General features: G+C 61.0%; 12 protein-coding genes. 7 read left to right on the top strand and 5 right to left on the bottom strand.

Annotation, left to right across the window (positions count from 1 at the left end; translation table 11 throughout):
• The first annotated feature begins 63 nt into the window (after positions 1 to 63).
• From speB to AAF563_07340, 5 genes are all read left to right on the top strand, one after another.
• Positions 64 to 1,020: an agmatinase gene (gene speB / locus AAF563_07360; GenBank protein MEM7121074.1), complete on the top strand. Its 957-nt coding sequence runs from the start codon at positions 64 to 66 to the stop codon at positions 1,018 to 1,020.
• Positions 1,021 to 1,044: 24 nt separating this feature from the next.
• Entirely contained in the window at positions 1,045 to 2,400 is a 1,356-nt protein-coding gene (locus AAF563_07355; protein MEM7121073.1) for an amidase, read from the top strand.
• Between the two features lie 96 nt (positions 2,401 to 2,496).
• Entirely contained in the window at positions 2,497 to 2,700 is a 204-nt protein-coding gene (locus AAF563_07350; GenBank protein MEM7121072.1) for a DUF1127 domain-containing protein, read from the top strand.
• 92 nt (positions 2,701 to 2,792) lie between these two features.
• Complete coding sequence (locus AAF563_07345) at positions 2,793 to 5,600, top strand: PAS domain S-box protein (protein ID MEM7121071.1); 2,808 nt, start codon at positions 2,793 to 2,795, stop codon at positions 5,598 to 5,600.
• A gap of 63 nt (positions 5,601 to 5,663) precedes the next feature.
• A complete protein-coding gene (locus tag AAF563_07340) occupies positions 5,664 to 6,413 on the top strand; it encodes a response regulator (GenBank protein MEM7121070.1) in 750 nt (249 codons plus the stop codon).
• A 28-nt stretch (positions 6,414 to 6,441) separates the two neighbouring features.
• Here AAF563_07340 and AAF563_07335 read toward each other — a convergent pair whose 3' ends face one another.
• The 4 genes from AAF563_07335 to AAF563_07320 all read right to left on the bottom strand — a co-directional run bounded on the left by AAF563_07335 (position 6,442) and on the right by AAF563_07320 (position 11,203).
• Positions 6,442 to 7,374 carry a homoserine O-succinyltransferase gene (locus AAF563_07335; protein ID MEM7121069.1) on the bottom strand — a complete coding sequence of 311 codons (933 nt, stop codon included), beginning with the start codon at positions 7,372 to 7,374 and terminating at the stop codon, positions 6,442 to 6,444.
• A gap of 69 nt (positions 7,375 to 7,443) precedes the next feature.
• Complete coding sequence (locus AAF563_07330) at positions 7,444 to 8,757, bottom strand: PLP-dependent transferase (protein ID MEM7121068.1); 1,314 nt, start codon at positions 8,755 to 8,757, stop codon at positions 7,444 to 7,446.
• Between the two features lie 36 nt (positions 8,758 to 8,793).
• Positions 8,794 to 9,621 (bottom strand): alpha/beta hydrolase, encoded by an 828-nt coding sequence (locus tag AAF563_07325; GenBank protein MEM7121067.1) that lies wholly within the window; start codon positions 9,619 to 9,621, stop codon positions 8,794 to 8,796.
• A 235-nt stretch (positions 9,622 to 9,856) separates the two neighbouring features.
• On the bottom strand, positions 9,857 to 11,203 hold the full coding sequence (locus AAF563_07320) for a tetratricopeptide repeat protein (GenBank protein ID MEM7121066.1): 1,347 nt from the start codon (positions 11,201 to 11,203) through the stop codon (positions 9,857 to 9,859).
• 233 nt (positions 11,204 to 11,436) lie between these two features.
• Between AAF563_07320 and AAF563_07315 the strand changes: the two genes are divergently transcribed.
• Positions 11,437 to 13,623, top strand: coding sequence for a PAS domain S-box protein (locus tag AAF563_07315; GenBank protein ID MEM7121065.1), 2,187 nt, complete (start codon positions 11,437 to 11,439; stop codon positions 13,621 to 13,623).
• A gap of 239 nt (positions 13,624 to 13,862) precedes the next feature.
• Positions 13,863 to 14,279 (top strand): large conductance mechanosensitive channel protein MscL, encoded by a 417-nt coding sequence (mscL, locus tag AAF563_07310; GenBank protein MEM7121064.1) that lies wholly within the window; start codon positions 13,863 to 13,865, stop codon positions 14,277 to 14,279.
• A gap of 66 nt (positions 14,280 to 14,345) precedes the next feature.
• Here mscL and AAF563_07305 read toward each other — a convergent pair whose 3' ends face one another.
• Positions 14,346 to 17,498, bottom strand: a complete 3,153-nt coding sequence (locus AAF563_07305) for an efflux RND transporter permease subunit (protein ID MEM7121063.1) — start codon at positions 17,496 to 17,498, stop codon at positions 14,346 to 14,348.
• Positions 17,499 to 17,504 lie beyond the last annotated feature (6 nt).

Raw genomic sequence — 17,504 nt, 5'->3', positions numbered from 1 at the left:
TTTTCACCTTCTCCAGCCATAAGTTGCCTGCACACGAAACAACTTCACCAGGGCAGGTCTATAATGGGTTCGGATCCGCGTTTTCAGCAAGTCGACGCAACGGTCGTGCCGCGTTTCGCCGATATGGCAACGTTCATGCGCACGACGCGCCACGATATCGACGAAGCCATCGACGTCGGCCTTGTTGGCGTTCCGTTTGATTTGGGCGTCAACTTCCGGACCGGCGCGCGTCAGGGCCCGGCCGGTGTGCGCGAGGCATCCAGGCTGATCAGACGCGTGCATCCGGCCAGCGGCATCAACCCTTTCGATGCCTGCAATGTCGCCGACTTGGGTGACGCGCCGGTCAACCCGCTGAGCCTGGAGGACTCGATCGCCAAGATCGAGGATTACTTCGCCCGCTTGCACGGCGCTGGCATCAGGCCGATCGCGATCGGCGGCGATCACACGATCCCGATCCCGATCCTGCGTGGCATCGCCAGGGACCAACCGGTCGGCGTGGTCCATTTCGATGCCCATGCCGACACACTTGATGAGTTGTGCGGCACCAAGGTCAACCACGCGACATTCATGCGCCGCGCCAACGAAGAAGGCCTGATCGATCCCAAGCGGATTATCCAGATCGGCCTGCGCGGCAGCAGGTTCAGCGACGATGATCTGAAGTATGGTTATGACGTCGGCTTCACCATTGTCACCATGGACGAGTATGAGGAGATGGGTCGCGCTGAGGTGATCCGCCGCATGCTGGAAACCCTGGGCGATGGACCGGTCTACATCTCGCTCGACATCGATGGCCTGGATCCGACCTACGCACCGGGTACCGCCGTCCCGGAGATCGGCGGTCTGTTGCCGCGCGACGTGCAGATGATCATCCGTTCGCTCATGGGCCTGGATGTTGTCGGCGCCGATATCAGCGAGGTCGCACCTTGCTTCGATCCGACCGGCATCACCTGCGTCACCGCCGCCAATCTGATGTATGAGATGCTGTGCGTCATGGCACACGCATCGACTGCTCGATCCTAGACGGACACAACACGGTAAGCCGCGATGGCTATCGATGACGTAACGACATCGCTGCCAACGATCGCCGACCTGGGCCGTGCCTATCGCACCGGTGCCTTCACGCCCGTCGATGTACTGGAAGGCTGCCTTGCCCGCATCGCGGCCTGGGAGGCGAAGCTCAATGCCGTCATCACGCTGAGCGAACCGCTCGCGCGTGAACAGGCCGAGCGCGCCAGCCGGGAGATCGCGCAAGGCATCGACCGCGGCCCGCTTCATGGCATTCCGGTCGGCATCAAGGACATCATCGACGTTGCCGGCCTGCCGACGACCTATGCCTCCAACGCGGTATCGCCGCGGACGCCGGCCCAATCGGCGGCTCTGGTCAATCACCTGGAAACGGCGGGCGCGGTCTTTGTCGCCAAGACGAATGTCCTCGAGTTTGCGTCGGGCGCGCTGCACCCGGCCTTCGGGCAGACCAACAATCCGTGGGACATCTCGCGGATCTCCGGCGGTTCCAGCAGCGGATCGGGCGCCGGCGTCGCAGCCGGCTTTTTCGCCGCGGCTGTCGGCACCGATACCGGTGGGTCAATACGCGGTCCGGCCAGCTATTGTGGAATCGCGGGTCTGAAACCGACCTTTGACTTGGTCGATACGACGGGCGTCTATCCCCTTTCGCCGTCGCTCGACCACGCCGGCCCCATGGCGCGCACGCCGCTTTGCGCGCTTGCCATGCTGGACGGCATGGCCGGGCGCAGCAGCGACCTGACACCGCACCCGTTGGGCGGCATACGCTTCACCGTAATCGACGCGTTTCGACGTGATCCCGCACTGTCGGTCGGAATCGCAGCGGCGTTTGACGCAGGCATCGCGGCCCTGGAAGCGGCCGGCGGTGAACGCCTGGATGTTGATCTACCCGCCCTCGGGCCCTGTGATCGGGCGTTGATCGACATCATCTTGCCCGAAGCGACGGCGGTCCATGAAGCGGTCCTGGCCATCAACCCAGAGGGCTACGGGCCGCAAACCCGGCTGCAGCTGGAAATGGGCTTCGAAACGTTGGCTATCGACTACGTCAAAGCCAATCGTTTCCGCGCCGACCTCCGCCGTGATTTCGACGCAGCGTTTGACCAGGTCGACCTCCTGGTGTGCCCAACTGTCGCTTGGGTCGCACCGTCCGCCGACATCGACATCGTCGATGACGAGGGCACAGTCGAGATGCGGTTCATGGGGCCCTTCAACCTGACCGGCCATCCAGCGCTATCCATCCCCTGCGGCCTGGCCGAAGACGGTTTGCCGGCCGGACTCCAAGTTGTGGGGCCATGCGGCGGCGACAGCCGGCTCTTGAGGATCGCCGAGAGCTGGACCCGGCATATGCCCTTGCCGGACATCAAACTGAAACAATAAGGCCCCTTCCCGGATATTCTTCAGAAACAGCCGGTCGCCACATTGGCTTGGCGCGAGGGACATGCCCTCGCCCAGAAAATGTTGGAGATCCGTGCCATGTTGACCAAACCGCTAGAGCATTTCACCGCCGTTTTCAGCCGTATGCGCCGCCGCAACCGCGTGGGCCGCTCGCTTACCGCCATGGAAATGCTGAACGACCATACGTTGCGCGATATTGGCCTTCATCGCTGTCAGATTGCCGGCCTTTCCGGCACCGCCAATGACAACAGCAATCCGGCCGATATCCGGCACTACGCATAACTCCCGCGGCGTCACAAAGCCGATTATGCCCGGCGATCAAGACCCAATCGCCGGGCATTTGGCTGCGCGTGTCCTGAAACAATTGAAACACAATGCCCTCCTTCCAGGCACCGAACAGAAACGAAGCGCTGATAGGCTTGAAGCGGATGGCGCTGTGCCGGCGTCAGGAGTCGTGGAACGAGAACATAACGAAGACGGACACAGCAAAGGGACGGCCCACAGCGGCCTTGCCGGACCGCGAGCAGATCCTGTTGGATTTCGCGGTCTCGCAGTCGCGCGCGGTCTACTATGTCGCCGAGCTTGAGAACGACTCACCGGTCCGCTTCATCAGCAACAATGTCGAGCCGATAACCGGCCACAGACCGGCAAACTTCATTGACGAACACGCCTATGGCCGGCGTTTCATCCATCCCGACGACCTCGACGACTACATGGACAACATCCGGCGCCTGCCCGAGGCCGGCGTACTGACACACACCTATCGGTTTCAGACCGCGGGCGGTGATTGGATGTGGTTCCGCGACGAACTGCGCATGATGCCCGCGACCGATGACGCGCCCCCCCAGTTTGTCGGATGCATGATCGATGTCACCGCCGAGGTCGAGAGCCAGCGCGCGCTGATCCGGTCCGAGGCGATGAACCAGGCCATCGTCGCGACGTCGCGCAACGGCATTGTCGCCATCAACGGCGACGGCAAGCTTGTGGCGATGAACCCCGCGGCCGAACGCCTGTTTGGGCTTAAGCGAGCAGACGTCATGGGCTGTCAGATAAGCGATGTCATGATCCCGCCGCATCTTCGCCAGCACCACGAAGAAGGTTTTGCCCGCTATCGCGAAACCGGGATTTCGGAGATTGAGGGCCAGGTCATGGAGACCGAAGCGATGCGCGCCGACGGTTCTTGCTTTCCGGTGGAACTAGCGTTCTCGCAAATCAATGTGGACGGAGAAGTCCAGTTTGTGGCCGACATTCGCGACCTGAGCGAGCGGTTGGAGGCACGCCAGCAGCGCGAGAACCTGCTGCAGCTCCTGCAAGATGCCATGAACAGTCTGCCGCACGGATTCTCCGTCTCCGATTCCGACGGCAAACTTCTGTTGTGCAACGGTGCCTTTGCCGAGGCTTATGGCCACGCGCCCGACGACCTGATCGGCCGCGGATCGCGGCACTTCGTCGAACAATTGGTCCCAAACATCGCTTCCATCAACGGCCAGCAGCTGATTGATGATCGCGTCGACATCGACGATATCTTGGGTCGTTTGGACCGGGCCAGCACGGCACCGATCGAAGTGCATCTGAAGACCGGCGAGTGGTGGCTGATCACCCGCCATCCGACGTCGGACGGTGGCATCGCCTCGCTGCGGACCGACATCACAGCGCTCAAGGCCGCCGAGGCCGCGGTGCGCGAGAGCAACGCCATGGTCCACCGCCTGCTGGAAGCATGCCCGGTACCATTCGGCATGACGCGCGCGCAGGACAGCCTGATCCTCTACGAAAGCCCGGCTTCGAAGGCGCTCTTTATGCGCGACAGCGACGTTGAACCGGCCTTCGGTATCGACAACTTCGCCGATCTCGCCGAGCGCGACCGCTACTTGGACATTCTGAGGCGCGACAGGACCGTCGACAATTTCGAGGTGACGCTCAAACGCACCGACGGCAACACGTTCCCCGGTCAACTCTCTGCCCGGCTGATCGAGTTCGACGGCGAGGAAGTCATTGTCTTCAGCTCCGCTGACATGACGCTCCAGCTTGAGATCGAAGCGGAGATGGCGCTACAAAGGGAAGCGCTCCACCAGACCGAAAAACTGAGCGCGCTGGGCGAGTTGCTTGCCGGCATTGCCCACGAACTCAACAACCCGCTCTCGGTGCTGGTCGGCCAAGCTCTCCTGTTACGCGAGACCGCCGAGGACCCAACGGTCAAGCAAAGGGCCGAGCGCATCGGCAACGCGGCCGACCGCTGCGCCAGGATCGTCAAGACGTTCCTGGCCATGGCGCGCCAAGAGCCGACCAAAGCGCGCGACATAAGCCTTCGCGATATCGTCGACGCGGCCTTGGAGTTCACCGGGTACGCCTTGCGCGGCTCCAACATCAAGGTTCAGGTCCGTATGGCCCGCGAGTTGCCGCCGATCCATGCCGACGCCGCGCAACTCCAGCAGGTTCTGGTTAACCTCATCGTCAATGCCCAGCATGCTCTCGACGAACGCGACCGAGACGAGAAGCGGATCCTTAAAATCAGCACCAGCTTCCGCGAGCGCGATCAAGAAGTGGTCTTGAAGATCAAAGATAACGGCCCGGGCATGCCCGAGCACGTGCGTCGCCGCATCTTCGAACCGCTGTTCACGACGAAGGACGTGGCAACAGGCACCGGCATTGGCCTGGCTTTATGCCATCGCATCATCAAGTCCCATGGCGGGAAGATGAAGGTTGAAAGTCAGGAAGGACAGGGTACGGCTTTTGTCATCCGATTCCCCGTCAGCGAAACGGCAGCGCCGGCAGAGGAAGCGCCGGACCAAACGGTAAAGAAAAAGACAAGCGGCCGCGCCCTGGTCATCGATGATGAACCAGATGTCGGCGAGCTGATCGGTGAGATCCTCAAGCGGGAGGGGTTCGCGGTCGACCTCGCCCATTCCGGCGCCGACGCGTTGGACCGCCTGAAGGAAGGTGGCTACGACGTCATCTTGAGTGACCTGAAGATGCCCGGTTTCAACGGCCATGATTTGTTTCAGGAGCTGACGGGCGCCTTCGGTGACCTGGTCGACAAACTCGCCTTTATCACCGGCGACACGATGAGCGCCAAGGCGCGTGAGTTCTTGGACTCGAGCGGACGCCCCTACCTTGAAAAACCCATCTCGCCCAAGGATGTGCGCCGCCTGCTTGCCAAGATGGCGGATTCTGGCCCAACGTAGGCGGTACGATGATCAGAATTGGCGGACGAGCGCCCAAGCAGTCCGCGGCAGAAGGAGACCAGTGTGCGAGGTGATCGCGTCCATATCGTTGTCGTCGATGATGAACCCGACATCCGAGAAACGGTTCGAGAGTACCTCAGCCTGCACGGCTTTCGGGTCACTGCGGCGTCAGGCGGTGTCGAGCTCCGGAAGATCTTGGAGGAGAGCAGTGTTCAGCTCGCCATCCTGGACATCGCCATGCCGGGCGAGGACGGTCTGTCGCTTGCACGCTACCTGCGCGAACATCACAAGACAGCCATCATGATGCTGACCGCCGCCGGCGAAGTGGTCGATCGCATCATTGGTTTGGAGATGGGTGCGGACGATTACCTCGCCAAACCCGTCGACCTGCGCGAGCTATTGGCGCGCGTCAAGGCTGTCTTGCGCCGCACCAACATGATGGCCGAAAGCCCCAGCATGGGCGACGACACACCCCACGAACGTGTCCGTTTCGGGACCTGCTGGTTGGATCTGGAGAGCCACAAGCTGATCGATGACGACGGCAACGATGTCGCCATCACCGCCATGGAGTTCGACCTGCTGCGCGCGCTTGCCGAACACCCCAACCGTGTCTTGTCGCGCAACCAGCTGCTCGACCTCGCCCACAACCGCGACTGGGAGCCGTTCGATCGCAGCATTGATATTCGTGTCGCGCGCCTGCGCCGAAAGGTTGAGGCTGATCCCGGCAAACCACAGGCCATCAAGACAGTGCGTGGCGTCGGCTACATGTTTGTACCGACAGGTCAGGCGGATCAGACAGCCGAAGCGGACTAGAGCAAGTTCACAGGGCTAGGTGGATCCGTCAGCACGGCAGATGGTGACGCGGTACGAAGGCCTGCCGTGATAGCGCAGGCGGTACAATGGTGGCACAACGCCGCCTGGCCATGGCGCCCACCCAGTTATCGAAAAAGACACGGGAATCGCGCCACCACGGCGGCCGGCCCAACGCGTCTCGTTTGCGGGCCTTCATGTTTAGCGGTTCCCGCGTGTCGAGACCGGCCGTGGCGTCACGATGATACTCGTTCCACAGTGTATCGGCCTCGTACTCCAGGTGATTGAACATATAGGCAGCCGAGCGCTGCTCGTCGGCCAGCAGGCACGGGCCGGTCTCGTTCGACGCGGCCAGCGTCACGAGGTCGTCCACATCGTCGATCGCCCGCTGGTCGACCGTCGTATGGCGCGACACCGGGGTTGTCATACGTCCGCCCAGACCACGCACCAACCAGTGTCCGCTGTCCTCGATGTCCTGCTGGTAGAGTCCGAAGACCTTTCGCGGCAGCGGCTCCTTCCGGATGCCGTGGCGATGGAACAGCGCCGCCTGCGCGGCCCAGCAAACGTAAAGACTGAGACCGACATGGTCGTCGGCCCAATCAAACAGCCGAGCCAGCGAGCGCCAGTAAGTGACGGCGCCGAACGGCAGCAGTTCGACCGGCGCGCCGGTCACGATCAGACCGTCGAACCGGTGATGGGCGACATCCTCCCAACGCTGGTAGAAGCGCTTTAGATGGTCGTGTCCGGTTGTCTTGGGTTCGTAGCCCGATGGCAAGAGCAACGTCAGGTCAACGGCAAAAGGCGAATGGGCCAATAGCCGGGCGAATTGGCGTTCGGTCGCCGGCTTTTGCGGCATCAGGTTGACCAGCGCCACCTTCAGCGGCGCTTCATGGGCGGTTACCGCGACACCTTCACCCACCAGGATATCCCGGGCAGGTAGTTCATTCGGAAGAACAATGGGCATGACGCACGCTCGGTTCACAAGAACAGGCGGCTGGGCCCTTATAGAGTGCCCAGCCGCCCGCTTCAATCATCACGCTGCTTTCTTTACGGTCGAGACCGCATCGAGCGCCTGGCTGATATCGCCGATGATGTCGACGACGTCTTCGATACCGACAGCCAACCGCACATAGCCTGGCGTCACGCCGGTCGCTACCTGCTCGTCGGGCGTCAACTGCGAATGTGTCGTCGAAGCCGGGTGGATGGCCAGCGTCCGGGCATCACCGATATTGGCGCAGTGATAGGCAAGCGACAGATTGTCGATGAACTGGCGTCCGGCCTCGACGCCTTCAGCCAGTTCGAACCCGACCAGACCGCCGAAGCCGCCACTCAGGTACGAGCGCGCACGGCGGCGAACTTCGCCTTCCGTGTGACCCGGGTGAATGACACGCGTGACTTCTTTGCGGCCCGCCAGGAAATCGGCAACGACCTGGGCATTGCGGCAATGCTCGCGCATCCTGATCGGCAAGGTCTCCAGACCCTGCAGGAACTGGAAGGCATTGAACGGGCTCATCGGCGCGCCGAGATCACGCTGCAATGTGCACCGCGCTTTGACGATATAGGCAACCGGGCCCATCTCCTTGGTCGCCTCGGTCCAGACAGCACCGTGATAGCTGGGATCGGGCTGGTTCAGCACCGGAAAACGTTTGGCATGACGCTCCCAGTCAAACTTTCCGCCGTCGACAATCAAACCGCCGATCGATGTACCGTGACCGCCGATGTACTTGGTCGCCGAATAGACAATGATGTGGGCGCCATGGTCGAAAGGCCGGCAAATCACGGGCGCGGCCGTGTTATCGACGATAAGCGGCACACCGAGCTCCTCACCGATAGCCGCGACTTCCGCGATCGGGAAAGCCTCAAGCTTGGGATTGGGCAAGGTTTCGGCGAAATAGGCTCTTGTCCGATCGTCGGTGGCCTGGCGGAAAGCTTCCGGATCGGCGGGATCGACAAAACGCACCTCGATACCCAAGGTCGGCAGGGTGTTGGAAAACAGATTCCAGCTGCCGCCGTAGAGGTCGGTCGAGCTGACGATGTTGTCACCCGCCTGGGCGATGTTCAGGATTGAGAACGCGACCGCCGACTGACCGGACGCGGTCGTCATGGCCGCCGCGCCACCTTCCATCGCCGCGATGCGCTGTTCCAGCACATCGCAGGTCGGATTGTGAATGCGCGTGTAGATATTGCCCAACTGCTTCAATGCGAACAGATCGGCGGCGTGTTCGGTGTTGTCGAACGTGAAAGCGGCTGACTGATAGATCGGCACGGTAACGGCGCCGGTGGTTGGATCCGAACTGAATCCATGATGGACGGCAAGTGTTTGGGGATTGGTGGTTTCGTAGTTCATGACTGCTTCCTCATGGTCGATGTTGGTCAAAGAAAGTTATGCCGCGTGCGGCAAGGCCGGCACGCTGACAGCTGAATGGGCGTGCCGGTTGATGTGATGGCTGATGGCTGTCTGAACCAAGGACTTGTGCGTCAGAGGCAACATGTGCCCGGCGCCCTCGATCGTGTGCAGCACCGCGGCTGGTATGGCGCGCGCCAGGCTGGCGGCAACGCTCATCGCCGGCACACGGGACTGATCGCCGCGAATGATCAGGGTCGGCACCTGAAGATCCTCATAGGCCGCTGTGGATCGTGGGTCGTCGAAGACCGCGCTGAACTCCTGGGCAATGTTCTCGATCTGTGTGGCGAGCAATTCCTGGCGTTCACGCGGCAGCAGGTCCCAGGTGCCGCGGCCGTTCCAGTAGTCGATAAAATGCGCCATGCCGGCAAAGTGATCACCACGGCTGAGCGCGGTCACGACCGTTGTCGCAACATCTTCCACTTCATCGAACAGGAAGCGGCGGCCCCGAGCACCGAAGCGCAGAACATTGAAGGCCACGGGCTCGATCAGCGTCAGGCTCTTCACCGTCTGGGGGTACCGCATGGCGTACCACAGGGCGACCGCGCCGCCATAGGAGTGGCCGACCAGATGGATCGGTTCGCGGCAGTCTTCCGAGATCGACGAGACGACTTCGCAATCCGTCGCCAGCGTGCGCGGCGCCGTGCCCGACCATCCGGCACTCTTGCCGTAACCGGGAAAGTCCGGCGCGAACACGCGATAGGCGGAAGCCATGTCGATCATCGCGTCACGCCATTGCGCGCTTGAACTGGCAGAGCTGTGAAGCAGCACGACGGGCCTTCCCGACCCGGTTGATCGAACGGCCACGCTTCTATCATTGGCATTGATGTAACTGACCACCGACATGTTTTCCTCCGGTCTCCATCGCGGGTCATCTCCCGCGCCCCGAACCGGAATATGGCGATGCCCCATTTCGACTGGGTTTCGCCCTTGGCGGGAATTCGTTTCAGTCACGTAACAAACGGATTCGGGACAAAAAAGAGCCGGAACGGTGCCCAGCGGCGACCGTTCCGGCCCATGGTCGATTCGGTAGCGGGTGAGGTTACGCAGCCGTCTCGACGTTTGCGGTGTTTGCGGTAACGCGGGTCTTGAACCAACGCGCCATGGAGCTCTCTGGCTTGCGCGCCGTACGCTCGTTGATCAGCGCTTCTGCGAGGCCCTGGCGTCCGCCGCGGAAAGCGGCCTCGACCAACGTCCAGTCGAGAACGTCGCGCTGGGCGTTGCTGCCACCGAAGCGGCTGGCGATCAGGCGCACCGGACGCAACGACTCGATCACGGCGTCGTAGTCGCCTCTATCGAAGGCCTCGATAGCGCGACACACCGGCAAGCCGACCTCGCGTGTCATTTGGCCGTTCGAGTCGTTGTCGCCGGCCCGTTTGACAAGCGTCGACATGACCTGTTCGGCAGCATCACGGCGACCGGTCGACACAAAGGCCATCATGGCGTGCATGTCATTAAAGGCGTAGTAGCCGTCCTTCGTCGCACCTTTGTAAGTCTCGACGACGTCGGTCCACCGGTCGCCGACATCGTGGCCGGCCAGTTGCAAGCGCCACAGCAACGAGGCGGCATCGACCAGTTCCATCAACACGTCCGAGGCTTCAGGATGGATCGAACGGTCATAGAGGTCGAGCACGCGGCCAAAGTCGCGCTGATCGAGATAGTAGAGCGCCAGGTGCCACCAGTTGTGGAAGGCAAAACCGTTTTCGGGCGACCAGTTGTCGGAGGTCGACTCCAGGAAGTCGATGCCCTCTGAGGTCCGTCCCTGCATCTCGAGGATATGGGCCAGGGCATGGACACCCCATGCGTCACGCGGGTTCATCTCGATCGACGCCTGCGCGGCTCGCTCGGCTTCGCCATAGTGGCCCATTTCTTCCAAACCGAACGCATACATGCCCTGCAGGTAACCCCAGGTCGGCTCATTCGGTGCCCAATGGGGCAACACCCAGGCCACGCGATCACGCAGCATGCGCGACTGACCCAGCAAGAAATCGCACTGATGGGCAAACTGCATGGCGATGGCGTCACGCGGATAGGTGCTCAAGACATCGCCATAGCGTTCGGCCGCGCCGTGGAAATCGCCGGCCAACCACGCCTTGGCGGCGGCCAGATGGCCACGCTCGCGCTCGTTGGCCTGGTCGACGCGTTTCTCGATTTCAGCCACCGACGCCTCAAGCTCCGGCACGGCGGCCTTTTCGCTGGAGATCAGAAACAGACCGGCGCGGAAACAGTGACCCATAACAAAGTCGGGATCGGCGGCCAGTACGTCGTCGATCTCGGCCAGCGGATCGTTGAAGTAGCCCTGAAACAGGGCGAAGGCGCGATCGAGACCCTCAATGGAGGTGCGGTTGGTTGTGGAAACCGGTGCACCACTGAAATCAGTCTGCGGCATGGATATCTCCGTCATCTCGTGTTGTGTCGTGGAAACTCGGTGCGCCGCTCGGTTTCCCCCCAAGCTGGCAGCGTGGAGAACATGTGGTCGGCCTGTTTCATCTCTGTGTCGCGCGGCCGCACCAAGTGTTTCAACCGTGTTTCACGCCGGACGCGACATCGACGGCATGCCTATATCCAGGATCGGGCCGGCGCCTCACGCCGGTGTGAACAGCTCAGTCCCTGGGTGGCAGCATGCCGGACGCCAAGACCCTTAAGGCATACATCAATCTGGTGACGGCCTGTCTGACGGCAGCGGACGATTTGTACCTCGCGACCGCCGATGCCTTAGGTCGCGAGTTGCTGGAGCGCGGTATCGATTTGGAGGAACTGGCCGCGCTCAATCAAGCGGCCCTTGAGCATCTGTTGGGCACGCGCCAGGAGATCAACCCTGCGACAGTCGTCGCAACATGCTCTGACATCCTGCGTCGTTTGTTGGCGGTGTATGACACCGATAGCCGGGAGCGGCGACATGAGCTGGAAGCGGTCGGCCATGAGCTGCGCGAACGCGAAACCTTCCTGCGCAGCGTCATCGATGCGGCGCCAGCGGCCATCAATATCAAGGACCGCGAGGGCCGCTACGTCTTGGTGAACCGCTACTTGTCTGCCATGTTCGGTGTTTCGCCGGAAGATATGATCGGTCGCACCGACGACCAGAAACGTCGGATGCAATACAAGGACCTGAACGGGACCGATGATGACAGCCAGGTCTTGAAGAGCGGCATGGCGGTTCTGAACCGCGAGGGTGAATACCGCATCAATGGTGAGCGTTCCGTCTGGTTCAGTTCGAAGACACCGATCAAGGACGACACCGGCAATGTCAGCCACGTCGCTACGGTCAGCATCGACATCACCGAGCGTATTCTGGCCGAAGAAGAACTGCGTAAGAGCGAACAGCAGTTCCGCAGGATCGTCGAGTCGCACCCGCTGCCGGTGTGGCTGGTCGAAATCGATAGCGGGCGTATACTCTACGAAAGCCCCGCGGCGTCCGAACTTTTGGGTGTCGAGTGGCCGGCAAGAGAACAACGCAACGTCGTCGACTTCTATGCAGACCCCGGCGATCGCGGAGCCTATCTGGCCGAGATCAAGAAGACTGGCGAGGTTCGCGATCTGAAGTTCCAGGTCAAACGGGCCGACGGCGACGTCATCTGGGTTTCCGTCACCAGCCGCCTTCTGCAGACCAATGGACCGCCCGTCGCCATATCCAGCATGGTCGATCTGACCGAACGCCTGGCGTTCGAGGATGAGTTGGAGCGCCAAAAAGAGGTGCTCCACCAGAACGAAAAGTTGAGCGCGATGGGCGAACTCTTGGCCAGTGTCGCCCATGAGTTAAACAACCCGTTGTCGGTGGTCGTCGGGCAGGCGATCCTGTTGGCCGAATCAGCGGCCGACGAACAGATGAAGGACCGTGCCGATCGCATCGGACATGCGGCCGAACGATGCGGACGCATCGTCAAGACGTTCCTGGCCATGGCGCGCCAGCAACCGTCGATCAGCGAACCAATTGACGTCAATCACGCGATCGATGTCGCGTTGGAAGTCTGCGACGATGACCTGAACAGCGCCGACATCAAGATCTCTCGCCACCTGTCACATAAGCTGCCGGCGGTCGCGGCCGACTTCGGCCAGATCAGCCAGGTCATTGCAAACCTGATCATCAATGCCAAACATGCAATGGAAAACCATAGCGATGACCGGGTGCTGAAGCTGACGTCATCCTTCCGGCCGACGACCGGTGACGTGGTCGTGAAGGTCAAGGATAGCGGCCCGGGTATTCCAAGCGAGATACGCAACCGTATCTTTGAACCATTTTTTACCACCAAGGCCACGGGCAAAGGCACCGGTATCGGTTTGGCACTTTGTCATCGTATCATCGAGACCCATGGTGGGCGCATCAAGCTGGACGATGCGTGTAAGGACGGCACGGCGTTTGTTATCAAGCTGCCCTGCCATCACGCCGAGAGGGCGGAACAGTTGACGATGGAAAGCACGACACAAGGCGCGCGCCAGCTTTCGATTCTGGCGATTGACGACGAGGAAGACATGACGGAGCTCGTCGCCGACATCCTGCGATTCGACGGCCATGACGTGGAAACCGCCAACTCCGGCAAACGCGCATTGGAACTCATCGCCCAGAACGACTTCGACGTCATCTTGAGCGACCTGCGCATGCCCGGTCTGGACGGCCCCACATTGTTCCGGCATCTCGAGGAATCGCGGCCAGAGCTGGTGTCGTGCATCGCCTTTATCACCGGCGACACGTTGAGCACCGACATCCATCAGTTCCTCAAGTCGTCAAAGCGTCCCTATCTGGAAAAACCCGCAGGACCTGCGGATATACGTGCCCTGGTCCAGGCGATTGCCGAGCAGCGCGGCACCTAGGCAGACCGACGCCACGCTGCCGACTAGCGGCTGTGACCCGTGAATTGGTCAGAACAATTCACAGATTGGCGTTGCGCCAGGGGCGGCTGGCGGGGCTCAAGATCGCTCGCACAATCTGTGGTCGCAGGCCTTGGCATTTTGCACTTAAGCTGCTGGCGCATAAGGGGGTTTCCGGCCCAAGCAGCACCGTGCTACCAAACTGTCGGGAAGGAAGAGTCTTAATCTGGGGGGATTAGAGCATGTTTAAGGAGTTCAAGGAGTTTGCCATTAAGGGCAACGTGATGGACATGGCCATCGGCATCATTATCGGCGCGGCTTTCACCAGCGTCGTGAAGTCGATGGTCGATGACATCCTGATGCCGATCGTCGGTTACTTTACCGGCGGTGTCGACTTCACCAGCATCTTTACCGTCTTGGGGGACGGCGCGTACGAGTCGCTCGCCGCCGCGCAGGAGGCCGGCGCCGCCACCATCAACTGGGGCGTCTTCATCAACAACTGCATCAGCTTTGTGATCGTTGCCTGGGTCGTGTTCATGTTGGTCAAATCCATGAACGCCGCCAAGCGCAAGGAAGAGGAGGCGCCAGCGGAACCGGCAGCGCCACCGCGCGAAGAGGTTCTGCTGGAGGAGATTCGCGACATTCTCGCGAAGTCCTGATCATCGAGCACACTCAACGTGAAAAGAGCCCGTGCTGACCTACGGGCTCTTTCTTTCTGATGTTTGTCAGGGCGAGGCCTTGGCGGCCGCCTTTTTTTCCTTCTTGCGCGCGCGGTAGTCCTGCCAACGCTGCAAGACGACGTAATAGGACGGCACGAACAGCACCGCCAGGCAGGTCGACGCCAGCATGCCAGTGAAAACGGTGATGCCCAGCGACTTGCGGGCGTTGGCGCCGGCGCCGCTCGCCAGGACCAGAGGAACAACGCCCAGGATAAAGGCGAACGAGGTCATCAGGATTGGCCGGAACCGGGTCTCGGCAGCCTTGACGGCGGCTTCGCGCACGTCGACACCTTGGGCATGCAAATGGCGCGCGACCTCGACAATAAGGATCGCATTCTTGGCCGATAACGCTATCAGCAAGACTAGGCCAATCTGGACGTAAAGGTTGTTGGCGATACCGATCCCCAGCAACACGGCGACGGTGCCCAAAAGCGCCAACGGGACCGCGAACAACACGCTGCCCGGCGTCACCCAGCTCTCGTATTGGCCGGCCAGGACAAAGAACACGAGCGTGACCGCAAGCGCGAAGATGAAATAGGCGGAGTTGCCGACCAGTTGCTCCTGATACGACAAGCCGGTCCACTCGTAGCGCATGTTCGACGGCAGGTTTTCGTCGGCGATCTGCTCCAGGAGCTCGATCGCCTGACCGGAGCTGTAGCCCTGGTTCGCGATGCCGTTGACCTCGGCCGCCGGGTAGAGGTTGTAGAGTGTCACGACGCCCGGGCCCTGGTCCGATTGGATGTCGGCGACCGAGCCGACCGGGACCATGTCGCCGCTTTGGCTGCGCACATAGAACTGTTTGATGTCTTCCGGCTGCAGCCGGTACTGCTGATCGGCTTGAACGAAGATTGAGAAGTTGTGGCCGAACTTGGTGAACTGGCCGACATAGGCCGAGCCAAGATAAGCCTGTAGCGTGTTGAAGAGATCGCCGACGGCAACACCGAACACCTCGGTCTGCTGGCGATTGACGATGACGCTGACCTGGGGCGCCTGGGCGCTGAAGGTCGAAAAGGCGTTGAGGACCTCCGGTTCACTCAGCGCGGCCGCGGCGATGGCGTCAGTCACCTGCTGCAGTTCCTGATAGTCAAAACTGCCATCGGTCATTTCGATCATCATCTCGAAGCCGCCCGACAGACCGATACCGGGAACCGGCGGCGGGATGACGACAAGCGTATGGGCCTCCTGCAGCTCCTTCAGCTTGGCGTTGAGATTATTGTAGATCGATAACAGATCCTCGCCATCGCCACGCTCGCTCCAGTCCTTTAGAACCAGATAGGCAACGCCGGCATTGGCGAGCGAGGCGCTGCTCTCCAGCAACGACATACCGCTGATCGCGACCGCATACTCGACGCCTGGAATGTTGAGCGAGAGATCGGAAATGTCCTTCATCGTCGCTTCCGTGCGCTCCAGCGAGGCGCCATCCGGCAGATAGGCGGCGACGACCACGTAACCTTCGTCCTCGATCGGGATGAAGCCGGTCGGGATGCGTGTCAGGCCAAAGAACGCCAACCCGACAAGGGTGAGCGCGATCAGCGACATTAGGATGCTGTGGTTGACCATACGGCCGATCAAGCGGACATACCAACGCTCGAAGGGGTCGTAGAGCCAGTCAAAGATGCGGAAGACGAAGAACTTTCGTTTCGTCTTTGGCACGGACCTCAGCCACTGGCCGCACTGTGTCGGCTTAAGCGTAATGGCGTTGATCGCGCTGATCAGCGCCGTCGCGGCGATCACCAGGGCAAACTGGCGGAACATTTGGCCTGTGATGCCCGGCATGAAGGCCGCCGGCAGAAAGACGGACATCAGCACCAGCGTGATACCGACGATCGGGCCGAACAGCTGACGCATGGCATCGACCGCGGCCACCTTCGGTTTCTTGTCCTTTTCGATCTCCTGGGTGACGCCTTCAACGACAACGATCGCATCGTCGACCACGATGCCGATCGACAACACCAACGCCAGCAGTGTCAGGATATTGATGCTGAACCCCATCAGCGCCATCGCCGCGAATGCGCCGACAATGGTGATCGGCACGGTTGTCGTCGGCACAAGGGTTGCCCGCCAGTCCTGCAGGAATATGACGATCACAATCAAGACCAGGATCCCGGCCTCGAACAACGTCATATAGACCTCGTCGATCGACTTCTCGACGACGATCGTGGTGTCGAACGGGATGCCGTACTCAAGACCTTCGGGAAAGTCAGCGGACATCCGTTTCATGGTGTCCCTGACTTGCTGGGCGGCATCCAGGGCGTTGGCATCAGGCAGTTGGAAGATCGCCAGGCCCGCCGCAGGCTTGTTGTTCAGGGTAAAAGCCTGGCCATAATTCTCACTGCCCAGCTCGACACGGCCGATGTCGCGAATGCGGGTAACCTGGGCGCCGGCGTCATCGGCTGCCTTGACGATGATCTCCTCGAACTGCTCGACCTCGGTCAGCGCCCCGTTGAGATTGACCGTAATCTGGAAATCCTGGCCTTCCGGCACCGGCGGCATGCCGGTCTGGCCGGCCGAGACCTCCTGGTTCTGCTCCTGGATGGCATTGATGACATCGGCGGGCGTCAAAGAACGGACCAGCATCTCTTCCGGGTTCAGCCAGATCCGCATGCTGTACTCGCCGATGCCAAAGACCAGCACATCGCCGACACCTGTCAGTTTGGCGAGTTCGTCGTGCAGGTTGATCGTGGCGTAGTTGCTCAGGAAGAGCGCATCGAACTCATCGTTCTTCGATGTCAGCGTCACGATCTGCAGGATCGATGTTGACTTCTTCTCAGTTACGACACCTTGCTCCTGCACCGCGCTGGGCAGGCTGGCGAGTGCGGCCGATACCCGGTTCTGCACCAGAACCTGGGCTTCGTCGGGATCGGTGCCGACCTCGAACGTCACGACGAGCGCATAGCGACCGTCATTTGTCGCGGTCGACTCCATATAGAGCAGGTCCTGAATGCCGTTGACCTTTTGCTCTATCGGCAAGGCCACCGTCTCGACCACGATCTTGGCGTTGGCGCCCGGGTAATAGGCGGTAACCTGAATGGTCGGCGGCGTGATCGGCGGGTACTGGCCAACCGGCAAGGTGAAGATGCAAACACCGCCAATCAGGAGAATGACCAGCGCGATAACGTTCGAAAGAACGGGCCGCTCAATGAAGAACTTTGACAGCATGACCGG

The sequence above is a fragment of the Pseudomonadota bacterium genome (assembly GCA_039028155.1).
In the GTDB taxonomy this organism is placed as follows: domain Bacteria; phylum Pseudomonadota; class Alphaproteobacteria; order SP197; family SP197; genus JANQGO01.
Note: the sequence above shows the minus strand (reverse complement) of the source record. Positions and strands in the feature narration are given on the sequence as shown.